The sequence below is a fragment of the Tepidibacter hydrothermalis genome (assembly GCF_029542625.1).
Taxonomy (GTDB): Bacteria; Bacillota; Clostridia; order Peptostreptococcales; family Peptostreptococcaceae; genus Tepidibacter_A; species Tepidibacter_A hydrothermalis.
In genome coordinates, this window is record NZ_CP120733.1 from 2,513,446 (window position 1) to 2,534,034 (window position 20,589).

Here is a 20,589-nt window from a genome sequence, read left to right on the forward strand (position 1 = left end):
AATATCACCTTGTAAACTCCATTTTTAAAGCCATGGTATCTACTTTAATATCCATGGCTTAAAAATTATAATATATAAACTTTTACTCTACAGAAATTATATAATAATATAGCGGTTGATTTCCACAATAAACTTCTACATCTAAATCATCATATTTTTCTTCTATCTCTTCTCTTAACACATTAGCATCATCTTGACTTAATTCTTCACCATAGAATAAAGTTATAATTTCACTGTCCTCATCAACTAATTTGTCTATTAAAGATAGTGTTACATCTTTTATATTTTTTCCAGCTTCTTGTATCTTACCTTCTCCAATACCTATTATATCGCCTTCTTTTATATCTATATCGTTCATATTAGTATCTCTTACAGCAAATGTTATTTGACCTGTTTTAACATTTTCAAGAGCATACTTCATAGCTTTTTGATTAGACTCAGCGTCAGCTTCAGGGTTAAATGCTAGTAAAGCAGCAAACCCCTGTGGAGTTGTTTTAGAAGGTATTACTATTATATTCTTATCTGATATTTCTTTAGCTTGATTTGCAGCCATTATAACATTACTATTGTTTGGTAATATAATTATGTTTTTTGCATTTATATTATCTATAGCTTGTATAAAGTCTTCAGTACTAGGATTCATAGTTTGTCCACCCTCTATTACATGATCCACTCCAAAATCTTTAAATATTGAAGTTATTCCAGATCCCATAGCTATAGATATAAATCCATATTCCTTCATCTCTTTTGGTTCTTCTTTTATATCTTCTTTGATTACTATATTTTCATGTTGAATTCTCATATTCTCTATTTTTATTTTATCTAATTGTCCATACTTTGTAGCTTCTTGTAAAACAAAACCTGGATTATTAGTGTGTATATGAACTTTTATTAAAGAATCATCTCCAACAACTATTAAACTATCTCCTTGATCTTGTATAAGATCTTTCATTTTACTATAACTTATTTTATCCGTATCTAATATAAATTCAGTACAATAAGCAAACTTAATATCCTCAGTAGCGATTTCTGTATTCTTACTTACTTCTTGTCCTTCATTAGATTCAGTATTTCTATCTACAAATTCTCCTATAAAAGCTTTATATGCTCCCTCTAGCAGACAAACTAATCCCTTTCCACCAGAATCTACAACACCAGCTTCTTTTAAGTTTTTAAGAAGGTTTGGAGTATTTTCTAAAGAACGGTTAGATTCTTCTAATACTTTTTCCATAAATCTTTTTATTTCTTTTTCTTTTTGAGATATTTTAACTGCAAACTCTCCAGTTTCTCTTGCAACTGTAAGTATAGTTCCCTCTATAGGTTTTATTACAGCTTTGTATGCAGTGTCTGCTCCCTGTTTTAATGCATTTGCTAAATCTTTTGTATCTAATTGTTCTTTATCCTCTATAGCCTTAGCAAATCCTCTTAAAAGCTGAGATAATATAACTCCAGAGTTTCCTCTAGCTCCCATTAACGACCCTTTAGAGGCTGCTTTTCCTATTTCTTTAATAGTATCATTAGATTCCTTCATTACTTCCTTTACAGCTGCTTGTATAGTAAGAGACATGTTCGTCCCAGTATCTCCGTCTGGTACTGGAAATACATTTAGTTTATCTACAAGCTCTTTATGATTTTGCAAATTATTGGCACCTGATAATATCATCTGCCTAAAGAGCTTTGCATTAATATGTTCTACTTTCAATTTGTTACCTCCTAACTATTTGTTTACTCTGACTCCTTGTACATTTATATCTATTTTTCTCACTTTAAGAGAGGTCATTTTTTCCAAAGTGTATTTAACTCTATCTATTATATTATCTGCTACAACAGATATCTTTGTTCCATATTGTATAATAACAAACAATTCTATACTAACAGTATCTTCTTCTATCTCAACTTTTACTCCATTACTCATATTTTCTTTTTTTAAAAGTTCAACAAGTCCGTCTACTTTAGATTTATAACTAAATCCAACAATCCCATAGCACTCTGTAGATGCTTGAGATGCAATTTTAGCTATAACTTCTTTATCAATATAGATATTACCATATTTATTGGCAATTGTTCCACTCATTTTTTTACCCCCTACAAAATATTAATATTTTTTTATATTTATATATACTTTATTGAATATTATATGTATAATATATTTTATATTATATGTTTCATATATTCAATACAAATATAACATTTGTCTTGCAAAAGTGAGATTAATATGATAATATAATTATGTTTTTAATGCCAATGATAAAGGTTTGAAGGAGGTGTTAATCATGGCAAAAGTTTGTTCAGTTTGCGGAAAAGGTAAGGTTTCTGGTAATACAGTGAGTCACGCAAACAATCATAACAAAAGAACTTGGTCTCCAAACTTAAGAAAAGTTAGAGCTATAGTTGATGGTACTCCAAAGAGATTAAACGTGTGCACAAGATGTTTACGTTCTGGTAGCGTAGAAAGAGCTATCTAGTTTAATATAGTAAGGATTGATTGTATAATCAATCTTTACCTCTTACAAAAAAGCCGAACAATTTTGTTCGGCTTTTTTTTATTTATCTAAAAGTGCTTCACTAAGTATTATTTTTACTATAGCAGCTATTGGAACTGAAAATATCATTCCCATTATTCCAAAGAATCCGCCTCCAACAGCTATTGTGAATATTATCCAAAATGGAGATAACCCTATATAATTCCCCATAATCTTAGGCCCAACTATATTTGCATCTACTTGTTGAAGTACCAATATAAGTACACATACCCACAACGCCTTCATAGGAGAATAAAACAGCGTAACCACAACAGCAGGAGTTGCTCCTATAAACGGTCCTACATACGGTATTACATTCGTACAAGCTATTATAGCTGATAGTAAAAGTGCATATTTTACTTTCAAAATTAAAAATCCTATAAAACACAAAGTTCCAAGTATTGAAGCTTGAACTATAAGACCTGTTAAAAACTTTGAAAATATAACATTTGCTTTTTTACTAAAGTCTATAATTTTAATACTCTTATCCTCTTTTAATATTTTTTTCAACAACTTAGTTCCAAGTGATTTTAAAGATTCTTTCTCAATTAGCATATAAATGGAAATTATCAAACTAAAAGAAATAGTTACCACAGTTGATCCTATGTTTGTTATAAATGTTAAGAAGTTATTTAAAAAATAATTAACTGCAGTAGAAATTTTTTGAAGATTCGCTATCGAATTTTTATCTACATATTTTTGAATTTCATTTAATATATTGATATCTATTTTTTTTACAAGACTAACCAAATTATCTGCATAGGTAGGCATTTCATTTATTATCTGTACTACACTTTGAACAACTACCGGTATAACTATTATAACCATAACTACCATTATAAGTATGAAACTACTATATACTATAAGTATAGCCATTCCATTTTTTAATTTAAATCTATCTTTTAAAAACATTATTATAGAATTAAATATATAAGCTATAAAAAAAGCTATAAAAAACGGCTTTAATATACCAAATAGCTTGCTAAATCCATTTGATATACGTGCTGTATTTACATATACAAACCCAAGCAGGAGTAGTCCTATCAATACTATTGCATACTTTTCTATAAATTTTTTGTTATCCTTTATCATCTGTCCCTCCAAGTATTTTTTAGATTAATTCTAACATATAATTCTATTTATTAGCAATAGAACTATTATTAATACCATTTAAATAACAAAAAACCATTTTTAAATGGTTTTTTGTTATTTTTTTCTTATAAAGAATTTTACTATTGCTGATAGAAATTTTGGTAATTTAATAGCCACTATCTTCATAATATATACCCCCTATTTAAAGCAAACACATCCTGTTATGATAAGTACAGTTGCAAAACAACTCATCCATAACCAATTCGGTAAAACTATAGATAAAATTATGCTAATTCCTACTGCTATACATATCAATCCAACTAAATGTTTTGTGCATTTTCTCATTGCCCCCACCTCATCAATTCTTCATATATATAGTGTATTCAAGTTTATATGAAATTGACACAAAAAATATATACTTGCTTTTATTTTATTTAGGTTACGTATGTATTTAGCAAAAAAAATAAGGCTGTAAAAATACGATCTTAAGAATAGTATTTCCACAGCCTTTAATTTAAATTATGTTTTATCCGAAAGCTAAGAGTTCTAAGACTCCATCCTCTTAAGGTTAGAGATAAGAACTCTACAGCTTCTGGATAAGTTCAACTAACCTTCAGATGGAGTTACAAACTCCACCTGAAGATAAGTTTCACTTGATTAAATCTTCAATTTTACTAGTAAGTGTTTTCTAATAGGTAATACTACCTGATGGATACAGTGTAGTTCCTCCAATAGACACATTTATTTTATTTGTTAAAGGAACATTAGATTCATTAATAACATCTCTCCACCATTCCCAAGCAAGTCCTGTACATTCTCTTGCATAGATCTTTATATTTTTTGTATTAGCCGGAAGTGGTATTGTTGTAGAAAAATGAGCTGTCTTATCCGCCCAATTTCCGTCCCATGTTTTATGTGTTAGTACTTCTTTTCCATTTTCATCATATGAAAACTCATCCCATGATATTTCAAATTGAGCAACATAAGCACCAGTATGATCAATATCTATTTGTCCTTTAGAATATTCTGTAGATTTTGTTTCAATATACTCTGTTCTATTTTTTACAGCAGCAATTGAATTGTCTTTTAAGAAAACACTTGTATATGAAATTGGATAACCAGGATTTTTACTACTAAACTCTGAATTTTCTTTAATTACATTTCGAATTTCATCAAAATCTTTTGTGATTACTTTATTATGTTCTTTTGAGTCTCCTCCTAGTACAACAGCTGTAAATGAACTTTCGTCAAGAATATTTTTGTATTTAGCGCTAGCGCTTACATCTACATCTTTTAATACTGATTTAAAAGCAGCTTGTACATCGTCACTGCTAGAACTTGTTTCTAATTTTACATAAATCGTTCTACCGTACGCTACATTAGATACCATAAGCGGTGGATTTTGATTATTAACCCCTTTACGAGATAACTCTTCAAAAGTAACACTTTCATCAAAAACATCTGATGGATTATTTGGAAGTTCAGCATTTACCGTATAAAAAATTTGCTTATACGCTGCAATCATAACTTTCTTCTCGCCATTTTTTATTGCATTAAAATCTATTCCAAGTGAACCATTTAGTAATTTAGCATTCACATTAAGCGCCGCTGCTATTTGAGATTGGCTATAAACCATAGACTCTGAATACTGTGTTCTTGTTGGTAATGTATGTGTTGATGAATATTTTGAATTCCAATCAGATACTAAAGAATCTATTGCACCAGATACTTTACCATAAGTTGGGTTCTCTACCGTTACAGTATTTTCATTTTTCATCCCTGGCAAATCAATACTAATATTTAAAGGTTTTCTCTTACATATTAATATATCAGGACGATTTTCAACAAACGCATCGTTTGCTAGTTGTAATGCTCCTGGATATGTACGATCATTAATAGAGTCAATAATTGAAATATCTACTGGTGATGTTGTAAGTGATTTTTTTTCACGCTCGACAACTATAAATTTACCTGCTGAGCTTGTACCTTGTTTTGGAACAAAACTTTCTACCTTATCACCATTTGTTGCTAAGATTTCATTTCGATTATAGTTCAAATCACCTATACCACAATCAATATCCTTTGCATTGTTAATTTCGATTGATGATTCTGTTTTAGGCGTTGCTGCAAAACCAATACATGTTTGTGCAGTCATACATAAGCCAATTCCTAAACATGCTACCAACTTTGAAACTTTTAAACACTTAAAAATTTTCATAAATATCATTCCTTTCTATGTATATTATAATATACATAGTTGTAAAATAATGTAATCATTATTACCTATTTTTTCATTTTTTTATAAATTTAATTAAAAAACTGATTTTTTATAATTATTTTCAAATTCATTCAGACGAAGTAGGTGCTCCAACGATGTTATTGACACCGTTCTCCTCTTGTATATTGCTCTATTGAATAAAAAATTCGCCTAGTTCACCTAACGAACTCGATTGCTTAAAATAATCGTAACTTCATTTCACTTATAAATGTTATATCCAAGTCCAAAGTCCTATAATTCCTTATAAAAAAATAAAGAGTATGGAAATGATAGTTGATAATTTAACATTTCCATACTCTTTATTTTTTTATAATTATTAATCTCTAGCCTTTATAACCAACACACATCCACTTTTAATACTTACTTCGCATTTATCATCTACTAGGATGTTTGATATTCCCCTTGATGTTGCAAACCCTAGGTCAAAGTTTTCAAGAGGATATTCAAGACCCTTTAAAGTAACTCCTAGTACATCTGAATGTATTGGTATAACAGATACAATATCTCCTTTATTTCCTGCAATTTGTATCTTATCATCAGTTATATGTATTTCATTATTTTCATTTATTACGCTTGCTTTAATACCTCTTTTCAAAAGAGAATACAAAAGATTTATATTAGCAAGGGAATGATCCATACGAGTCCCTAAAACGCCTATAAAGTCTATTTCTTTTGATCCTATATGTATGGCATAATCTATACATATTTCGGTATCTGTTTTGTCTTTTTTAGATGGAAATTCATTAAACCTTATATTCTTATCTATAAAGTGTTTTTTTACTTTATCATCTATAGAATCAAGGTCCCCTATTATAATATCTGGATTTATATTCATATTATATGCATGATTAGATGCTCCATCAGCACATATTATGCAATCATATTGATCTATTATATCTTTATAAAAATCATAGTTACTTATACTTCCATTTGCTATTATTAAAGACTTCAATACATCACTTCCTAAAGCACTGAGTTTGATCTAAACTCTTGTACTGTCTTATTTATATCATCACTACCGAATATAGCAGATCCTGCAACAATAACATCTGCACCAGCCGCTACAGCCTTATGAACATTACTTGGCTTCATTCCTCCATCAACTTGTATTTCAATGTTAAGATTTCTCTCATTAGCAAGATCTCTAACCTCTTTTATTTTATCTGTCATACCTTCTATGAATGATTGTCCTCCAAATCCAGGATTAACAGTCATTATAAGAACCATATCAAGTTCATCTATGACATGCTTTATAGTTTCAACAGGAGTTGCAGGATTTAACGATACACAAGCCTTAACACCCATTGATTTTATATTTTGTACTGTTCTATGAAGGTGTGTACATGCTTCTTGATGTACTGTTATTATATCTGCACCAGCATTTACAAAATCCTGTATATAATTATCAGGGTTCTCAATCATAAGATGAACATCAAATACCATATCTACATCTTTTCTCAAACTTTTCACTATACCAGGTCCTAGTGTAATATTAGGCACAAAATGTCCATCCATTACGTCTATGTGTAAATACTCACACCCTGCATTTTCTACCTTTTTAATATCCTCTAGTAATCTTGCAAAATCCGCCGAAAGTATTGATGGGGCTAATTTTATCATATTTAGTACCTCCTATTTTTTTTTCTTATTTCATTTAATAGTTGTAAGTAACTTTCATATCTTTGATTAGTTATTTTTCCTTCTTCAAGAGCATTCTTAACTGCACAATTTGGCTCGTTCTCATGCAGACAGTTTCTGTAAAACTTACAATCATCAGCATAATCATCAAATTCTATAAAATAATCTTTTAAGTCTTGTGGTTCTATAGAGTCTAATGTTAAAGAACTAAATCCAGGTGTATCAGCAACCATACCACCATCTTCTAACTTTAGAAGCTGTGCATATCTTGTTGTATGCTTTCCTCTTTTTATCTTTTCACTTATACTTCCAGTTTCGAGACTTAAATTTGAATCTATTTTATTTAAAAGACTAGATTTTCCAACTCCAGATGGTCCAGCAAATACTACTATACTGTCTTTTAGTTCATCTTTTACCAGTTGTATGTTGATATCTTTTTTTGTGCTTATAGGTATTACTTTATACCCTGCATTATTATATACTTTTTTCACATTTTCATATTCTAGTTCTTCATCTAAATCTATTTTATTAATAACTATAACTACCTCTAAACCTTCTTTTTCAGCCAAGACTATAAATCTATCTAGAAGCGAAAAATGAGGTTGTGGATTTTTGATACTAAATACTATTATGGCCTTGTTTATATTGGCTATAGGAGGTCTTATTAATTCACTTTCCCTTTTTTTAATATCCTCTATTACGCCTTTTTTTTCTTCTTCATTTACTACAGATATATCTACTATATCGCCTACAAGTGGAGTTATTTTCTTCTTTCTGAATATGCCTCTAGCCTTACATTCATATATACCTTCACTTGTATCTATATAATAAAAACCACCTATACCCTTTATTATCATACCACTTAACATAATTTTCTCCTTTTATTTAAATTCAGCCGTTGTCTTAGCATAAAAAGCATCATCTACATATATTTCATATTCTTTTGTTTCTCCTTCATAGCCTTCAATTGGAACTGATATCATATTTCCTGATTTTTGTATATCTATAGTCTTATTGTATATATTCTTTGAACCATTTTTTCCTTTTTCTTTCACTACAACCTTTACAGTTTCTTCTTCTTCTGATAATGCAAATGATATTTGCTTCTCTATAACTTTCTTAGAAGGTTCTTCTTCCACTACTTCTTCTTCCTTATACTCATTCACTGTTAAGTCTATTTTTTTACCTTCCTCTACATGCTGTCCACCTTTTAGACTTTGACTCAGTATAACACCTTCTTTTTTATCCTTATTTTCTTCATATTTTATCTTTCCTATTCCTAGTTCAACTAGTAATATTCTAGCATCTTCCAGAGTTTTGCCAACTACGTTTGGTACCTTAACTAATTTAACTTCTTCTCCCTTACTTACTATAAAGTCTATACCAGTTCCTTGTTCTACTTCTGTAAAAGCTCTTGGCTTTTGACTTATTATAGTACCCTCAGGTAACGAGCTAAACTCATAGTCTATAACTCCTTCTTTTAAATCACTTTCTTTTAATATATCTTCTACACTCTCAAGTGTTTTTCTAACTACATTAGGAACAGTTACAGGTTCTCCACCTTTACTTACATCAAATTTAACAGTTTGCCCTTTTTTAATAGAACTTCCTGCACTTGGAACTTGGCTTATTATATGATTTTTTTCTACTGATGAGTCGTATAATTCTTTTCTAACTTGAACACTAACACCTATTGCTTCAAGTCGATTAGTAGCATCTTCTAGTGTAGCATTTTCAAAGTCTATCATTTCATAATTTTTTGTAATAAAGAAACCCTTCAAGTTATATGCCACAAATACAATTGAAAGAGACAGTATAAGAGCCAATAAAATCCCCAAAATAGTCAATTTCTTCTTATTATTAATTTTATCTTTAGATTTTCTTCTCATATTTGTATTAACACCTTCTTCTTCCAGTTGTTTAGGTATACTAGTTTTTAATTCTTCATTTAAAATGTTTAATTTTTGTGTATGATAAAGCTCATAATCTTCTTCAAAATCAAGTTCTATATTATTTTCAATATGCTCTATATCATTTATCAATTCATATGCACTTTGATATCTATCTGATTGTTTTTTTTGAGTTAATTTGTATAATAAACCTTTTATATCTTTTGGTATATCTTTTGGTATATCTTTTTCAAAATCTATATTTTCATTTATGTGCTTTAAAGCTATATTTACAGGTGTATCTCCTTTAAACGGAACTTTTCCTGTTACCATTTCATAAAGTACTATTCCAAGTGAATAAAGATCTGAAGTTTTATCTATATATCCGCCTCTAGCTTGTTCAGGTGAAAAGTAATGTACAGATCCTATTACATTTCCAACTACTGTTATAGTTGAACTAGTAGTAGCTTTTGCTATACCAAAATCTGCAACCTTCGCTACATTATCTTGTGATATCAAAATATTGTGAGGCTTTATATCTCTATGTACTATCCCATTTTTATGTGCTTGATTTAAAGCCATAGCTATTTGCTTCATTATATCAAGTGCATAAGAATAGTCTAGTGCTCCTTTTTTCTTTATCAAGTCTTTAAGATTCATACCATCTACATATTCCATTACTATATAGTTTATCTCTTCATCTTGTCCTACATCGTATATATTAACAATATTAGGATGAGTAAGCCCAGCGGATGCTAATGCTTCATTTTTAAATTTCAAAAGAAATTCTTCATCATCACTAAATTCTGGTCTTAAAACTTTGATAGCTACAATCCTATTTAAAATAGTACATCTAGCTTTATATACAAATGCCATTCCTCCATCGCCTATTTTATCTAATATTTCATACCTATCATTAAGCATCTTCTTCATAAACTGTATCACCAACTCTCTGTTTAAATTGTTATGCATATAACTGATATATTATCTTTACTGTCATTTTTTTTTGCCATATCTATCATTTCAATACAAGATTTTTCTAGATTATCGTTACTTATCAATATATTATTCATTTCATCTATAGTTACAGAATTTGTAAGACCATCAGTTGCTAGTATTATTTTGTTGTCTTTTTCTAGTATTTCTTTATAAAAATCTATTTTTATAAATTCATCTGTACCTATTGCTCTTGTTATTACATTTCTTTGAGGATGAGTAAGAGCCTCTTTTTCTGTTATAGCACCTTCATCTATAAGTTCTTGAACTAAAGAATTATCTTTTGTAACTTTTTTTATATCGTTATCAGTGAATAAACAGCAGCTACTATCTCCTATATTTGCTATATACAAATCTTTTTTATGAATTATAGCAGTAGTAAGAGTAGTTCCCATACCCTTGTATTCTTCTTCATATAAAGATGTTTTGTACACTATAGCATTAACATATTTATAAGCCTGCCTTAATACAGATTTGACTTCTATATAGTTATCGAAATTTACATTTACTAAATTCTTTTTTAAAAAATATAGTATATTTTCTACAGATAATTTACTAGCTACTTCTCCTTTTTTATGACCACCCATTCCGTCTGCTATGGCAAATACACCAATATTTTGATTATCGTGTTCTATTATCTCATAGCCACAAAAATCTTCATTTTGTTTCCTCTTATTTCCTATATCAGATAAAATATGATACTTCATAAAATCACACCCCAATCAAAGGACCTTACAGTTTTATCTTCTTATTTTTCACCTTTATTTAAATGCTTTCTTCTCAATTGTCCACAAGCGCCCTTAATATCGCTTCCCATTTCTCTTCTTATAGTACAATTAATTCCAGCTTGTTTCAAGTTTTCTTTGAATTTATATACATAATTTTTATCTGGTTTTTCATAACTTCTCTCTTCAACTTTATTTATAGGTATTAAATTCACATGACACAGAATTCCTTTTAGCTTCTTTCCTAAAAGATTTACATCTTCTTTTCTATCATTTATTCCTTTTATAAGTGAATATTCAAATGTAATCCTTCTATTGGTTTTTTTAATATAATACTTACAAGCTTTAATAATTTCATCTATGGTATATGATTTTGCTATTGGCATTATCTCTCTTCTAGTATTTTCATCTGCTGCATGAAGTGATATAGCTAGGTTTATAGGAATTTGCATATCAGCAAGTTCATATATCTTTGGTACTATACCACAAGTAGAAAGAGTTATATGTCTATACCCTATATTAAGACCATTTTTCTCATTTACTATTTCTAAAAATTTTTTGACATTTTCAAAATTGTCAAAAGGCTCCCCACTTCCCATCAACACAATATTTGATACTCTAGTTTTAATATCTTTTTGTATTTGAAGAACTTGATCTAAGATCTCCCAAGACTGTAAATTTCTTTCCAATCCATCTATTGTTGATGCACAGAAATTACACCCCATTCTACAACCAACTTGAGTTGATATACAAACGGATACTCCGTGCTCATACTTCATCATAACACTCTCTATTATGTTGCCATCTTCAAGTGCAAACAAATATTTTATAGTTCCATCTATTTTAGATTCAAACTTTTTGTATATTTCAAGTTTTCCAAGCTTTGATTTTTCTGATAGTTTTTTTCTTAAATCCTTAGATATATTTCTCATATCATCTATAGATTCTATCTCCTTATATATCCAGCTAAAAATTTGATTTGCTCTAAATGGCTTTTCTCCTATTTCTTTCATAAATTCCTTCATATCATTTTCAGTCAAAGACTTTAAACATATCTTGTTCATTAAAATCACTACCTCATCCTTCTTAATTTAGCTATAAAAAATCCATCCATACCGTGTATATTAGGATATAGCTTTATATATCCATCTTCTTGATTTTCTAAATCAACATTTATATTTTCTATTGGTTCAAGCTTATAATCATCATTTAGTTTTAAAAATTCATTTACTATATTTATATTTTCTCTATCTTCTATTGTACATGTACTATATATTAATAATCCACCTTTTTTTACATATTTAGAACTATTTTGAAGTATTGTTTTCTGAATTTCAGGTATACCCTCTAAATCCTTTTTCTTTTTATATTTTATTTCTGGTTTTCTTCTTATTATACCAAATCCAGAGCAAGGAGCATCAACTAATACTGCATCAAATTTTTCCAAACTCTCTTGGTCATATTTCGTAGCATCAAATTTTTGAATATCTACATTATTCAGACCTAGTCTTTTTGTGTTTTCCTTTATAAGATTTAACTTATGATCAAATATATCTCTAGCCACAACTTTTCCTGTATTCTTCATCAATGTAGCTAAATGAGTAGTCTTTCCACCTGGTGCTGAACAGACATCTAATATATTATCATCTTCACTCGGGTTTATAACATGACCTATTATCATAGAGCTTATATCTTGTATTTGATAATATCCCCTTTTAAATAGTTCGTTATTTTCTATATTTTTAAGGCCCTTTACCTTTATTGCTTCTTTAACTAATTTAACTGCTTCACATTCTACACCTTGCTCCTCTAACTTTTTAATTAAATCATCTCTTGATATTTTAAGTTCATTAGTTCTTATATACAAATCAGGTTTTTCATTATTTTCTTCAACAAGTTCCTCAGTAAAGTCTTGTCCAAATTTATTTATCCAGTTTTTAATAATCCATTCTTCATAAGAATATTTTATAGATAAGTACTTTACTATATCTTCATTTTTATCAGGATATTTTATCTCTGTTTGCTTTCTAACAACATTTCTAAGTACTCCATTAACAAAACCTGATGCCTTTTTACAGTATTTTTTAGATAGATTAACACTTTCATTTACAGCTGCAAAATCCTTTGTACTATCTAAAAATAATATCTGATATATTCCCATTTGAAGAATGTTTCTAACATGTGGAGATAGTTTCTTCGCCTTTATTTTTGAAAAACTATTTATAACATAATTTAAGAAATATTTATTTTCAGTAACTCCATATATAAGTTCTGTACAAAATCCTCTATCCATATCTTTTAAATTACTATCTCTTAAATGTTTATTCACTCCTAAGTTAGAGTATAATCCGTTATTTTCTATATCATATATAGCGTTAAGTGCTACTTCTCTACTACTCTTCATTTTATTCTCTCCTTTAAAATTCGTCTACTCGCTAACGCGGTGACTCATGTCGCCAACGATCCTTACAGGCTCCGTTGCTCAAAAATAGTTGCAAGTATAACTTTTTCAACGAGTTATCCATAAAAACAAAAATATTATAATTTACTATAGAATAAAAAAACCATATTATTTTTATTTTTAAAAATAATATGGGATTTATTTTTTAGTCATCTCTACTGTTACTTAAAATTACTAATCTAATCAACTGCATTATTGCACTAGCTGCTGCTGCTACATAAGTAAGAGCTGCTGCATCCAGTACCTTCTTACTATATTTTCTTTCTTCAGTTGTTATTAAACTATTAGTAACTAATTGATCTATAGCTCTTGATGATGCATTAAATTCAACTGGAAGTGTTACAACTTGGAACAATACAGCACCAGAAAATAAAAGTATACCTATTTTTAATAATGGAGGTGTAACTAAAAAACCTAACATTATGAATATCCAAGACATAGATGAACTTATATTCACTATAGGAACTAAATTATTTCTAAATGTAAGTGGAAAATATTCTTCTCCATGTTGAATAGCATGACCAACCTCATGAGCTGCTACTGAAACTGAAGCTATAGAAGTTCCATGGTACACATCATTTGAAAGTCTTAGTACCTTACTTCTAGGGTCATAGTGATCACTTAGTCTTCCTCCAGTTAACTCTATATCTACATTTCTAAGCCCATTTTTATCTAGTATATATCTAGCTACCTGAGCTCCTGTATACCCTTTTTGACTATAAACTCTTAGGTATTTATTAAAAGTTGTTTTAACCTTAGTTTGAGCGTAAACAGCAAGTAGCATAGCTGGAATTAATAAAATCATAGTTGGGTCAAATCCATAATAATAAGGATACATACTAATTACCTCCTAATAAAAATTTAATGGCCCCTTCTACTTTTTCAACATCTATTTCTGTATTAAAACAAGGTCCATTTGGTCTTTTGTTCAATATACCTATTACAGGAAACTTAGATACATCCTGTATTCCACTGATTAAATCTCGCTCACAAGCAATAGCTATTACAGCCTTTGGTTTATTCTCTATTATTATTTTTCTAGCAAGAGTTCCACCTGTTGCCACAAAAGCCTTTACATTATATTTTTGCTTTAATTTTACTAAATCCTCAACATTACATTGGCCACATCTTCTACAGTTTTCTATATCATTTGTAACTTTATGTTTGCAAAAGTTTTTTTGTATACAGTGAGGTGTTACAAGCATTATATCCTCAGCTTTTAAATTATAATTATTAGAGTATATATACTTATTGTTTAAAATGACATATACTCTTCTAATTTCATTTTTAGGTATACTAAACATTTTAGTAGCTACTATTACAAGAGGATACATTACATTAACTATATTCAAATTTATTTTCATTATATTCTTATTTATTTTTCTATTTTTTAAAATAATATAAGATACTACTGATGATAGTATTATTATAGTTATTATTATCATAAGCAGTATATTTAATAATGTAATACTCACATTTACGAACTGTGTATCATTGCTATAAATAACAAAGTTTAGCAATTTATATACTAATGCAAAGAACAAAGCTATTACACTCATTATATACATGAATTTTTTTTCATTATTCATATCATTCACCTAGTACTAATGTTTTGTCTATTTGATTTCCTCTTATATAATCTTTGACTTGCATTCTCTTTTTACCAGGCATTTGAATTTCTTTTATAAGTAAATTAGTAGTGCCTGTTGATACTTCAATTCCATCCTCTGTTACATCTATTATGCTACCAGCAGGTTTGTCTGAAGTTGAATTAAGTACCTTTGATGACCATATTTTTATAGTATCACCATTGTACTTTGTAAATGAACTTGGCCATGGATTAGTTCCTCTTATAAGATTGAATATGTTCTCACATTTATCATCCCATTTTATATTACCAAGGCTTTTATCCATTATAGGAGCATAGCTAGATTTTGAATCATCTTGCTTTTCTCTTTTAAGATTTCCTTCTTTTAATAATTTTAAAGTATCTCTTAAAACTTTTCCTCCAAGTGCACACATTCTATCATAAAGTTCACCTGCAGTTTCATTTTCCCCTATATCAAGCTTTGATTTTAATATCATATCTCCTGTATCAAGTCCTTCATCCATATACATAGTTGTAATACCTGTAGTTTTTTCTCCATTTATAACAACCCAATTTATAGGAGCTGCACCTCTATACTCTGGTAGTAAAGATCCATGAACATTTATACATCCAAACTTTGGTATATCAAGTATTTCTTTTGAAAGTATTTGTCCAAACGCAACAACTATTATAACATCTGGATTCATATCCTTTAATACTGATACAAATTCCTCAGACTTAACTTTTTTAGGTTGATACACCTCTATTCCATGCTTTAGTGCCTCCTCTTTAACAGCAGGCATACTCATTTTTTTTCCTCTTCCTTTAGGTTTATCTGGTTGAGTTACTACTCCAACAACATCAAACCCTTCTTCTATTAACGCTTTAAGTGATGGTACTGCAAAATCTGGTGTTCCCATAAATACTGCTTTCATCTATTTCACCTCTTTATTTATCCTTGAAGTTTACCTTCTACCTTATCAGTAAATAAAATACCTTCTAAATGATCAATTTCATGACAAAACGCTCTAGCCAATAATCCTTTACCCTCTATTACAAATTGTTCTCCATTTCTATTAAAAGCTCTAACCTTTACATTATCAGGTCTAGTTACTTTTCCAAATTTACCTGGTACACTTAAGCATCCTTCATCATCAGTTTGAGTTCCAGATACCTCAAGTATTTCAGGGTTTATAAGTTCTATTACTCCATCTCCTACATCTATAACTACTACTCTTTTTAATATTCCAACTTGAGGAGCCGCAAGACCTACTCCATCTGCATGATTCATAGTTTCTACCATGTCATCAAGTAATGTTATTATCTTAGAATCTATTTTATCAACTTTTCTAGATTTTTTTCTTAAAACCGCGTCTCCATCTTCTCTTATATTTCTAAGTGCCATTTAAATTCCTCCTATAATATATTCACTGGGTTTATATCTATACTTATATTTATATCCTTATCAAATATAAATTCTCTTTTTTGTATACATATATATTTTATTATACCCTTTAACAATTTTATTTCAACATCTAAATCCTTAACAAGTATTTGCCATCTATAGTTTTGATTTATCTTCGATACAATGCATGGATTTGGTCCTAATATAAAGTCAAAAGAATTATAGTTCTTTTTTCTCAGAAGATAAACTATAGAATCATAAAGCTTTTGTATATTGTTTATAACTTTTTTTTCATTTTTACCAGATATAACTACGCTTATCATATTATCAAATGGTACGTAATTAAAAGCCTGTCTTATTTTGATTTCATCATTATAAAAGCTTTTAAAATCATGTTCTACAGCATGTTTTATTGCATAATGATCTATATCATAAGCTTGAAGTATAACCTTCCCATTTAAATCCGCTCTTCCTGAACGACCAGCAACTTGACTTATAGTTTGAAATGCTTTTTCAGAACTTCTAAAATCAGGAATTTTAAGAGCCATATCTCCACATAAAATTCCAACCAATGTTACATGTTCAAAATCAAGTCCCTTACCTATCATCTGAGTTCCTACTAATATATCAGCATTTCTGTTTTTAAATTCATTTAATATCTTCTCATGAGATCCTTTTTTAGATGTAGTATCTTTATCCATTCTTAAAACTCTAGCATCTTTAAAATATTTTTTTATTTCTTCTTCTATCCTTTGAGTCCCTAGGCCAAACTCTTTTATATAATTACTACCACAACTTGGACACTCGCTTAACTTTCTCTCTTCAAAGCCACAGTAATGACATTTTGCTTTATTAATACCCTTATGATAAGTCAGTGATATTTCACAATTTGAACATTTAAATGTGTAACCACATTTTCTACAAGATATAAAGCTTGCATATCCTCTTCTGTTCAGAAATAGTATAGTTTGGTTATTATTTTCGAGATTGCTTTTTATAGCTTCATATAGCCTTGAACTAAATATAGTTTTATTTCCCTTGTCTAATTCTTCTCTCATGTCTACAACTTCTATTTTAGGCATTTCTTTATTATTCGCCCTTTTTTTAAGCTCAATTAATTCATATTCTCCCATTTGGGCTTTATAATATTCTTCTATCGGTGGTGTTGCAGACCCAAATATTAATGTTGCATTTTCTATTGTTGCTATAAACTTAGCAACCTCTATAGTAGAGTATTTTGGGTTTGAATCTGACTTATAAGAGTTTTCATGGAATTCATCTATAATTATAACTCCTAGGTTGTTACAAGGAGCAAACAAGGCAGACCTTGCACCTATTATAATTTTGGCTTTACCTTCTTTGACCCTCCTATATTCATCATATTTTTCACCACTTGAAAGTTTACTATGAAAAACAGCTATTATATCTCCAAAGTTATTTTTAAACCTTGCTATAGTTTGAGGTGTTAAAGAAATTTCAGGAACTAAAACTATACTATCTAAACCTTTAATTAAGGCTTCTTTTATTGTATTTATATATACTTCAGTCTTACCGCTCCCAGTTACTCCATGAAGTAAAAACGGTATTTTATTATAATCATCAATAGAGGACTTTAATATTTTTAAAGCCTCCATTTGTTCATCATTTAAATCTATGTTTTTTTGTTTTATTATATAGTCTGATTTAGGCTTTCTATAATAATCTAGCTTCTGTATATTTATATATCCTTTTTTTTCTAATGAATTTATAGAACTTTTAGTTATACTTAATATACTCATAACATCATTTATTTCGGCATTTTTATTATCCTTTAAAAACCTTATAATCTCTGCTTGCTTAAATGCTCTTTTTTTATTTAATGATTCTATCAAATCATCTATATCTGATTCAACATTCAAACTTATATTTTGAATATATTTTTCATTTTTTATACTCTTATATTCCCAGTGGATATCTAATACTCTTTTATCTTTTAATTTCTTTATAGTATTGTTTATGCTCTTCCCAAATTTAGTTACTAGCTTGTCTATCTTCATTTCATTTTTATTATTCTTTATTTCATCTATTAAAATTTGTTCTTTTGAGCTAATACTATCATATTCACAAGATATTAATTTTACAATCTTGTAATTGGTAAGTCTAATTCCCTTAGGATATATACAGTTTATAGCATCCATAAATGTGCATATATATTCTTCTCTCATCCACTTTACAAGTTCTACATCTCTTTTCTTGAGTATAGGGTCTTTATCCAATATATCCACAACTTCTTTTACTCTAAAATCTCCGTCTTTATTAGGTGACATATCAAATACAAATCCTTCTATGGGCTTGTTAGTTCTACCAAAGCTTATTAAAACTCTATGTCCTATTTGTACTTCATCAATTAAAAATTCAGGAATCTTATAAGTATAAAGTTCATCTGTATGACTAGAATTATTATTGACTATAATTTTTGCATATTTCTCCATAAACTACACCCACTTTATAATATAAAAGTCCAATATTATTTAAAATAATATAGGACTTTTATAAAATAACTATTTTGATAACATCTTTACTCTATCTAATATAACATTAGACAATTCATATTTTTTCATTTTAGGATACTCTTGTATGTTTCCATTTTTATCTATTATTTTAACTATATTAGTGTCAACCCCAAAACCTGCTCCTTCTTGAGTTAAATCATTTGCCACTATAAAGTCTAGATTTTTCTTTTCTATTTTCTTCTTAGCATTTTGAATTAGATCATTTGTCTCCGCTGCAAATCCCACTAATATTTTATCTTTTTTTATTTTTCCTATTTCCTTCAATATATCTTTATTTCTATCTAATTCTATAATTAAATCATCATCAGATTTCTTAATTTTTATATCAGATATATTCTTAGGTTTATAATCAGCAACAGCAGCCGATTTTATTATAATATCATTTTTATCTAAATTATCTACAACAGCCTCATACATTTGTTTAGCTGATTCTACCTGTATAAATTCAGACACTCCATTAGGTATATCAAGGCTTGTCTTTCCAGATATCAACGTTACATTAGCGCCTCTTTCAATAGCCTTTCTAGCTATTGAATAACCCATCTTCCCACTTGACCTATTAGTTATATATCTTACAGGATCTATATTTTCTATAGTAGGTCCAGCTGTTATCAATATATTTTTATCTGTTAAGTCTTGTTCTAATGTCAAAATACTACTAACCTGCTCAACTATTGCCTCAGGAGAAGCAAGTTTGCCTTTGCCTATATCTCCACAAGCCAACCTTCCTGATTCAGGCTCAACAAATTTAAATCCAAGTTGGCTAAGTTTTGATATATTATTTTGAACTATTTTATTTTCATACATATTAGTATTCATAGCAGGTGCTATCAAAACTTGAGCTTTTGTAGCCATAACAGTAGTAGATAACATATCATCTGCTATTCCATTAGATATCTTACCTATTATATTGGCAGTTGCAGGGGCTATTAAAAATAAATCAGCCCACTGTGCCAATGATATATGTTCAACATCCCATGTTTTTAATTCATCAAACATATCTACAACCACAAAATTCTGGCTTAGAGATTGGAATGTCAACGGCGTTACAAATTCTGCAGCTGATTTTGTCATTATAACCTTTACATTGGCATTTAATTTCTTTAATCTACTCACAATATCACATGCTTTATATGCAGCTATTCCACCTGATACCCCAACTACTATATTCTTTGAATTCAACATTTTTTACTCCTCTATTTTTTGTTCTTCTACAACTTCTTCTTTTCCTTCATTTTCTATTTCTTCAGCAGTCATAGGTCTATAGTTTATTTTATCTTCATATACTTCTTGAGTTGCTATGTCAACAGGTTTTACTTCTTTTGTTTTTACTAATTCTTCTTCACCTTCGATTAAATTTCTAGCTCTCTTAGATACCGCTATTACTAAGTTGTATCTATTATCTATCTTCTTTAAAAGATCGTTTATTGATGGATATAACAT

20 protein-coding genes are annotated in these 20,589 nt (G+C 29.0%); 1 reads left to right on the forward strand and 19 read right to left on the reverse strand.

Annotated features, from left to right (window positions below):
* Positions 1 to 82 precede the first annotated feature (82 nt).
* Complete coding sequence (locus P4S50_RS11895) at positions 83 to 1,663, reverse strand: DAK2 domain-containing protein (protein WP_277734728.1); 1,581 nt, start codon at positions 1,661 to 1,663, stop codon at positions 83 to 85.
* Between the two features lie 54 nt (positions 1,664 to 1,717).
* Complete coding sequence (locus P4S50_RS11900) at positions 1,718 to 2,074, reverse strand: Asp23/Gls24 family envelope stress response protein (RefSeq protein WP_277731010.1); 357 nt, start codon at positions 2,072 to 2,074, stop codon at positions 1,718 to 1,720.
* A gap of 199 nt (positions 2,075 to 2,273) precedes the next feature.
* Here P4S50_RS11900 and rpmB point away from each other — a divergent pair, with 199 nt between their 5' ends.
* A complete protein-coding gene (rpmB, locus tag P4S50_RS11905; protein ID WP_277731011.1) occupies positions 2,274 to 2,465 on the forward strand; it encodes a 50S ribosomal protein L28 in 192 nt (63 codons plus the stop codon).
* A 78-nt stretch (positions 2,466 to 2,543) separates the two neighbouring features.
* Here rpmB and P4S50_RS11910 read toward each other — a convergent pair whose 3' ends face one another.
* The 17 genes from P4S50_RS11910 to rpoZ form a co-directional block, all read right to left on the reverse strand.
* The gene (locus P4S50_RS11910; RefSeq protein WP_277731012.1) at positions 2,544 to 3,614 is read right to left on the reverse strand and encodes an AI-2E family transporter; all 1,071 of its coding nucleotides are present in this window, start codon (positions 3,612 to 3,614) and stop codon (positions 2,544 to 2,546) included.
* Positions 3,615 to 3,812: 198 nt separating this feature from the next.
* Complete coding sequence (locus P4S50_RS11915; RefSeq protein WP_277731013.1) at positions 3,813 to 3,959, reverse strand: 2-oxoglutarate translocator; 147 nt, start codon at positions 3,957 to 3,959, stop codon at positions 3,813 to 3,815.
* 343 nt (positions 3,960 to 4,302) lie between these two features.
* Positions 4,303 to 5,832 (reverse strand): thiol-activated cytolysin family protein, encoded by a 1,530-nt coding sequence (locus P4S50_RS11920; RefSeq protein ID WP_319023185.1) that lies wholly within the window; start codon positions 5,830 to 5,832, stop codon positions 4,303 to 4,305.
* 376 nt (positions 5,833 to 6,208) lie between these two features.
* Positions 6,209 to 6,844 carry a thiamine diphosphokinase gene (locus P4S50_RS11925; RefSeq protein WP_277731014.1) on the reverse strand — a complete coding sequence of 212 codons (636 nt, stop codon included), beginning with the start codon at positions 6,842 to 6,844 and terminating at the stop codon, positions 6,209 to 6,211.
* Positions 6,845 to 6,855: 11 nt separating this feature from the next.
* Positions 6,856 to 7,512 carry a ribulose-phosphate 3-epimerase gene (gene rpe, locus P4S50_RS11930; protein ID WP_277731015.1) on the reverse strand — a complete coding sequence of 219 codons (657 nt, stop codon included), beginning with the start codon at positions 7,510 to 7,512 and terminating at the stop codon, positions 6,856 to 6,858.
* Between the two features lie 2 nt (positions 7,513 to 7,514).
* Positions 7,515 to 8,399: a ribosome small subunit-dependent GTPase A gene (rsgA, locus tag P4S50_RS11935; protein ID WP_277731016.1), complete on the reverse strand. Its 885-nt coding sequence runs from the start codon at positions 8,397 to 8,399 to the stop codon at positions 7,515 to 7,517.
* Between the two features lie 12 nt (positions 8,400 to 8,411).
* Entirely contained in the window at positions 8,412 to 10,352 is a 1,941-nt protein-coding gene (gene pknB, locus P4S50_RS11940) for a Stk1 family PASTA domain-containing Ser/Thr kinase (protein ID WP_277731017.1), read from the reverse strand.
* 23 nt (positions 10,353 to 10,375) lie between these two features.
* Entirely contained in the window at positions 10,376 to 11,122 is a 747-nt protein-coding gene (locus P4S50_RS11945) for a Stp1/IreP family PP2C-type Ser/Thr phosphatase (RefSeq protein ID WP_277731018.1), read from the reverse strand.
* 41 nt (positions 11,123 to 11,163) lie between these two features.
* The gene (rlmN, locus tag P4S50_RS11950; protein ID WP_277731019.1) at positions 11,164 to 12,204 is read right to left on the reverse strand and encodes a dual-specificity RNA methyltransferase RlmN; all 1,041 of its coding nucleotides are present in this window, start codon (positions 12,202 to 12,204) and stop codon (positions 11,164 to 11,166) included.
* An 8-nt stretch (positions 12,205 to 12,212) separates the two neighbouring features.
* A complete protein-coding gene (rsmB, locus tag P4S50_RS11955) occupies positions 12,213 to 13,544 on the reverse strand; it encodes a 16S rRNA (cytosine(967)-C(5))-methyltransferase RsmB (RefSeq protein WP_277731020.1) in 1,332 nt (443 codons plus the stop codon).
* A gap of 202 nt (positions 13,545 to 13,746) precedes the next feature.
* Entirely contained in the window at positions 13,747 to 14,439 is a 693-nt protein-coding gene (locus P4S50_RS11960) for a zinc metallopeptidase (protein WP_277731021.1), read from the reverse strand.
* A 1-nt stretch (position 14,440) separates the two neighbouring features.
* Positions 14,441 to 15,190: a DUF116 domain-containing protein gene (locus P4S50_RS11965; protein ID WP_277731022.1), complete on the reverse strand. Its 750-nt coding sequence runs from the start codon at positions 15,188 to 15,190 to the stop codon at positions 14,441 to 14,443.
* 1 nt (position 15,191) lies between these two features.
* The gene (gene fmt, locus P4S50_RS11970; protein ID WP_277731023.1) at positions 15,192 to 16,124 is read right to left on the reverse strand and encodes a methionyl-tRNA formyltransferase; all 933 of its coding nucleotides are present in this window, start codon (positions 16,122 to 16,124) and stop codon (positions 15,192 to 15,194) included.
* 17 nt (positions 16,125 to 16,141) lie between these two features.
* Positions 16,142 to 16,594, reverse strand: a complete 453-nt coding sequence (gene def / locus P4S50_RS11975) for a peptide deformylase (protein ID WP_277731024.1) — start codon at positions 16,592 to 16,594, stop codon at positions 16,142 to 16,144.
* 11 nt (positions 16,595 to 16,605) lie between these two features.
* Positions 16,606 to 19,065 (reverse strand): primosomal protein N', encoded by a 2,460-nt coding sequence (priA, locus tag P4S50_RS11980; RefSeq protein ID WP_277731025.1) that lies wholly within the window; start codon positions 19,063 to 19,065, stop codon positions 16,606 to 16,608.
* Between the two features lie 69 nt (positions 19,066 to 19,134).
* Entirely contained in the window at positions 19,135 to 20,331 is a 1,197-nt protein-coding gene (gene coaBC, locus P4S50_RS11985; RefSeq protein WP_277731026.1) for a bifunctional phosphopantothenoylcysteine decarboxylase/phosphopantothenate--cysteine ligase CoaBC, read from the reverse strand.
* Between the two features lie 3 nt (positions 20,332 to 20,334).
* Positions 20,335 to 20,589, reverse strand: coding sequence for a DNA-directed RNA polymerase subunit omega (gene rpoZ, locus P4S50_RS11990; protein WP_277731027.1), 255 nt, complete (start codon positions 20,587 to 20,589; stop codon positions 20,335 to 20,337).

Coding starts and splice junctions, on each gene's coding strand:
- rsmB (WP_277731020.1), bottom strand. CDS start 13,544: ATGAAGAGTAGTAGAGAAGTAGCACTTAACGCTATATATGATATAGAA.
- P4S50_RS11910 (WP_277731012.1), bottom strand. CDS start 3,614: ATGATAAAGGATAACAAAAAATTTATAGAAAAGTATGCAATAGTATTG.
- P4S50_RS11900 (WP_277731010.1), bottom strand. CDS start 2,074: ATGAGTGGAACAATTGCCAATAAATATGGTAATATCTATATTGATAAA.
- rsgA (WP_277731016.1), bottom strand. CDS start 8,399: ATGTTAAGTGGTATGATAATAAAGGGTATAGGTGGTTTTTATTATATA.
- P4S50_RS11965 (WP_277731022.1), bottom strand. CDS start 15,190: ATGAATAATGAAAAAAAATTCATGTATATAATGAGTGTAATAGCTTTG.
- pknB (WP_277731017.1), bottom strand. CDS start 10,352: ATGAAGAAGATGCTTAATGATAGGTATGAAATATTAGATAAAATAGGC.
- fmt (WP_277731023.1), bottom strand. CDS start 16,124: ATGAAAGCAGTATTTATGGGAACACCAGATTTTGCAGTACCATCACTT.
- priA (WP_277731025.1), bottom strand. CDS start 19,065: ATGGAGAAATATGCAAAAATTATAGTCAATAATAATTCTAGTCATACA.
- rpe (WP_277731015.1), bottom strand. CDS start 7,512: ATGATAAAATTAGCCCCATCAATACTTTCGGCGGATTTTGCAAGATTA.
- def (WP_277731024.1), bottom strand. CDS start 16,594: ATGGCACTTAGAAATATAAGAGAAGATGGAGACGCGGTTTTAAGAAAA.
- coaBC (WP_277731026.1), bottom strand. CDS start 20,331: ATGTTGAATTCAAAGAATATAGTAGTTGGGGTATCAGGTGGAATAGCT.
- rpoZ (WP_277731027.1), bottom strand. CDS start 20,589: ATGTTATATCCATCAATAAACGATCTTTTAAAGAAGATAGATAATAGA.
- P4S50_RS11945 (WP_277731018.1), bottom strand. CDS start 11,122: ATGAAGTATCATATTTTATCTGATATAGGAAATAAGAGGAAACAAAAT.
- P4S50_RS11915 (WP_277731013.1), bottom strand. CDS start 3,959: ATGAGAAAATGCACAAAACATTTAGTTGGATTGATATGTATAGCAGTA.
- rlmN (WP_277731019.1), bottom strand. CDS start 12,204: ATGAACAAGATATGTTTAAAGTCTTTGACTGAAAATGATATGAAGGAA.
- rpmB (WP_277731011.1), top strand. CDS start 2,274: ATGGCAAAAGTTTGTTCAGTTTGCGGAAAAGGTAAGGTTTCTGGTAAT.
- P4S50_RS11895 (WP_277734728.1), bottom strand. CDS start 1,663: ATGATATTATCAGGTGCCAATAATTTGCAAAATCATAAAGAGCTTGTA.
- P4S50_RS11920 (WP_319023185.1), bottom strand. CDS start 5,832: ATGAAAATTTTTAAGTGTTTAAAAGTTTCAAAGTTGGTAGCATGTTTA.
- P4S50_RS11960 (WP_277731021.1), bottom strand. CDS start 14,439: ATGTATCCTTATTATTATGGATTTGACCCAACTATGATTTTATTAATT.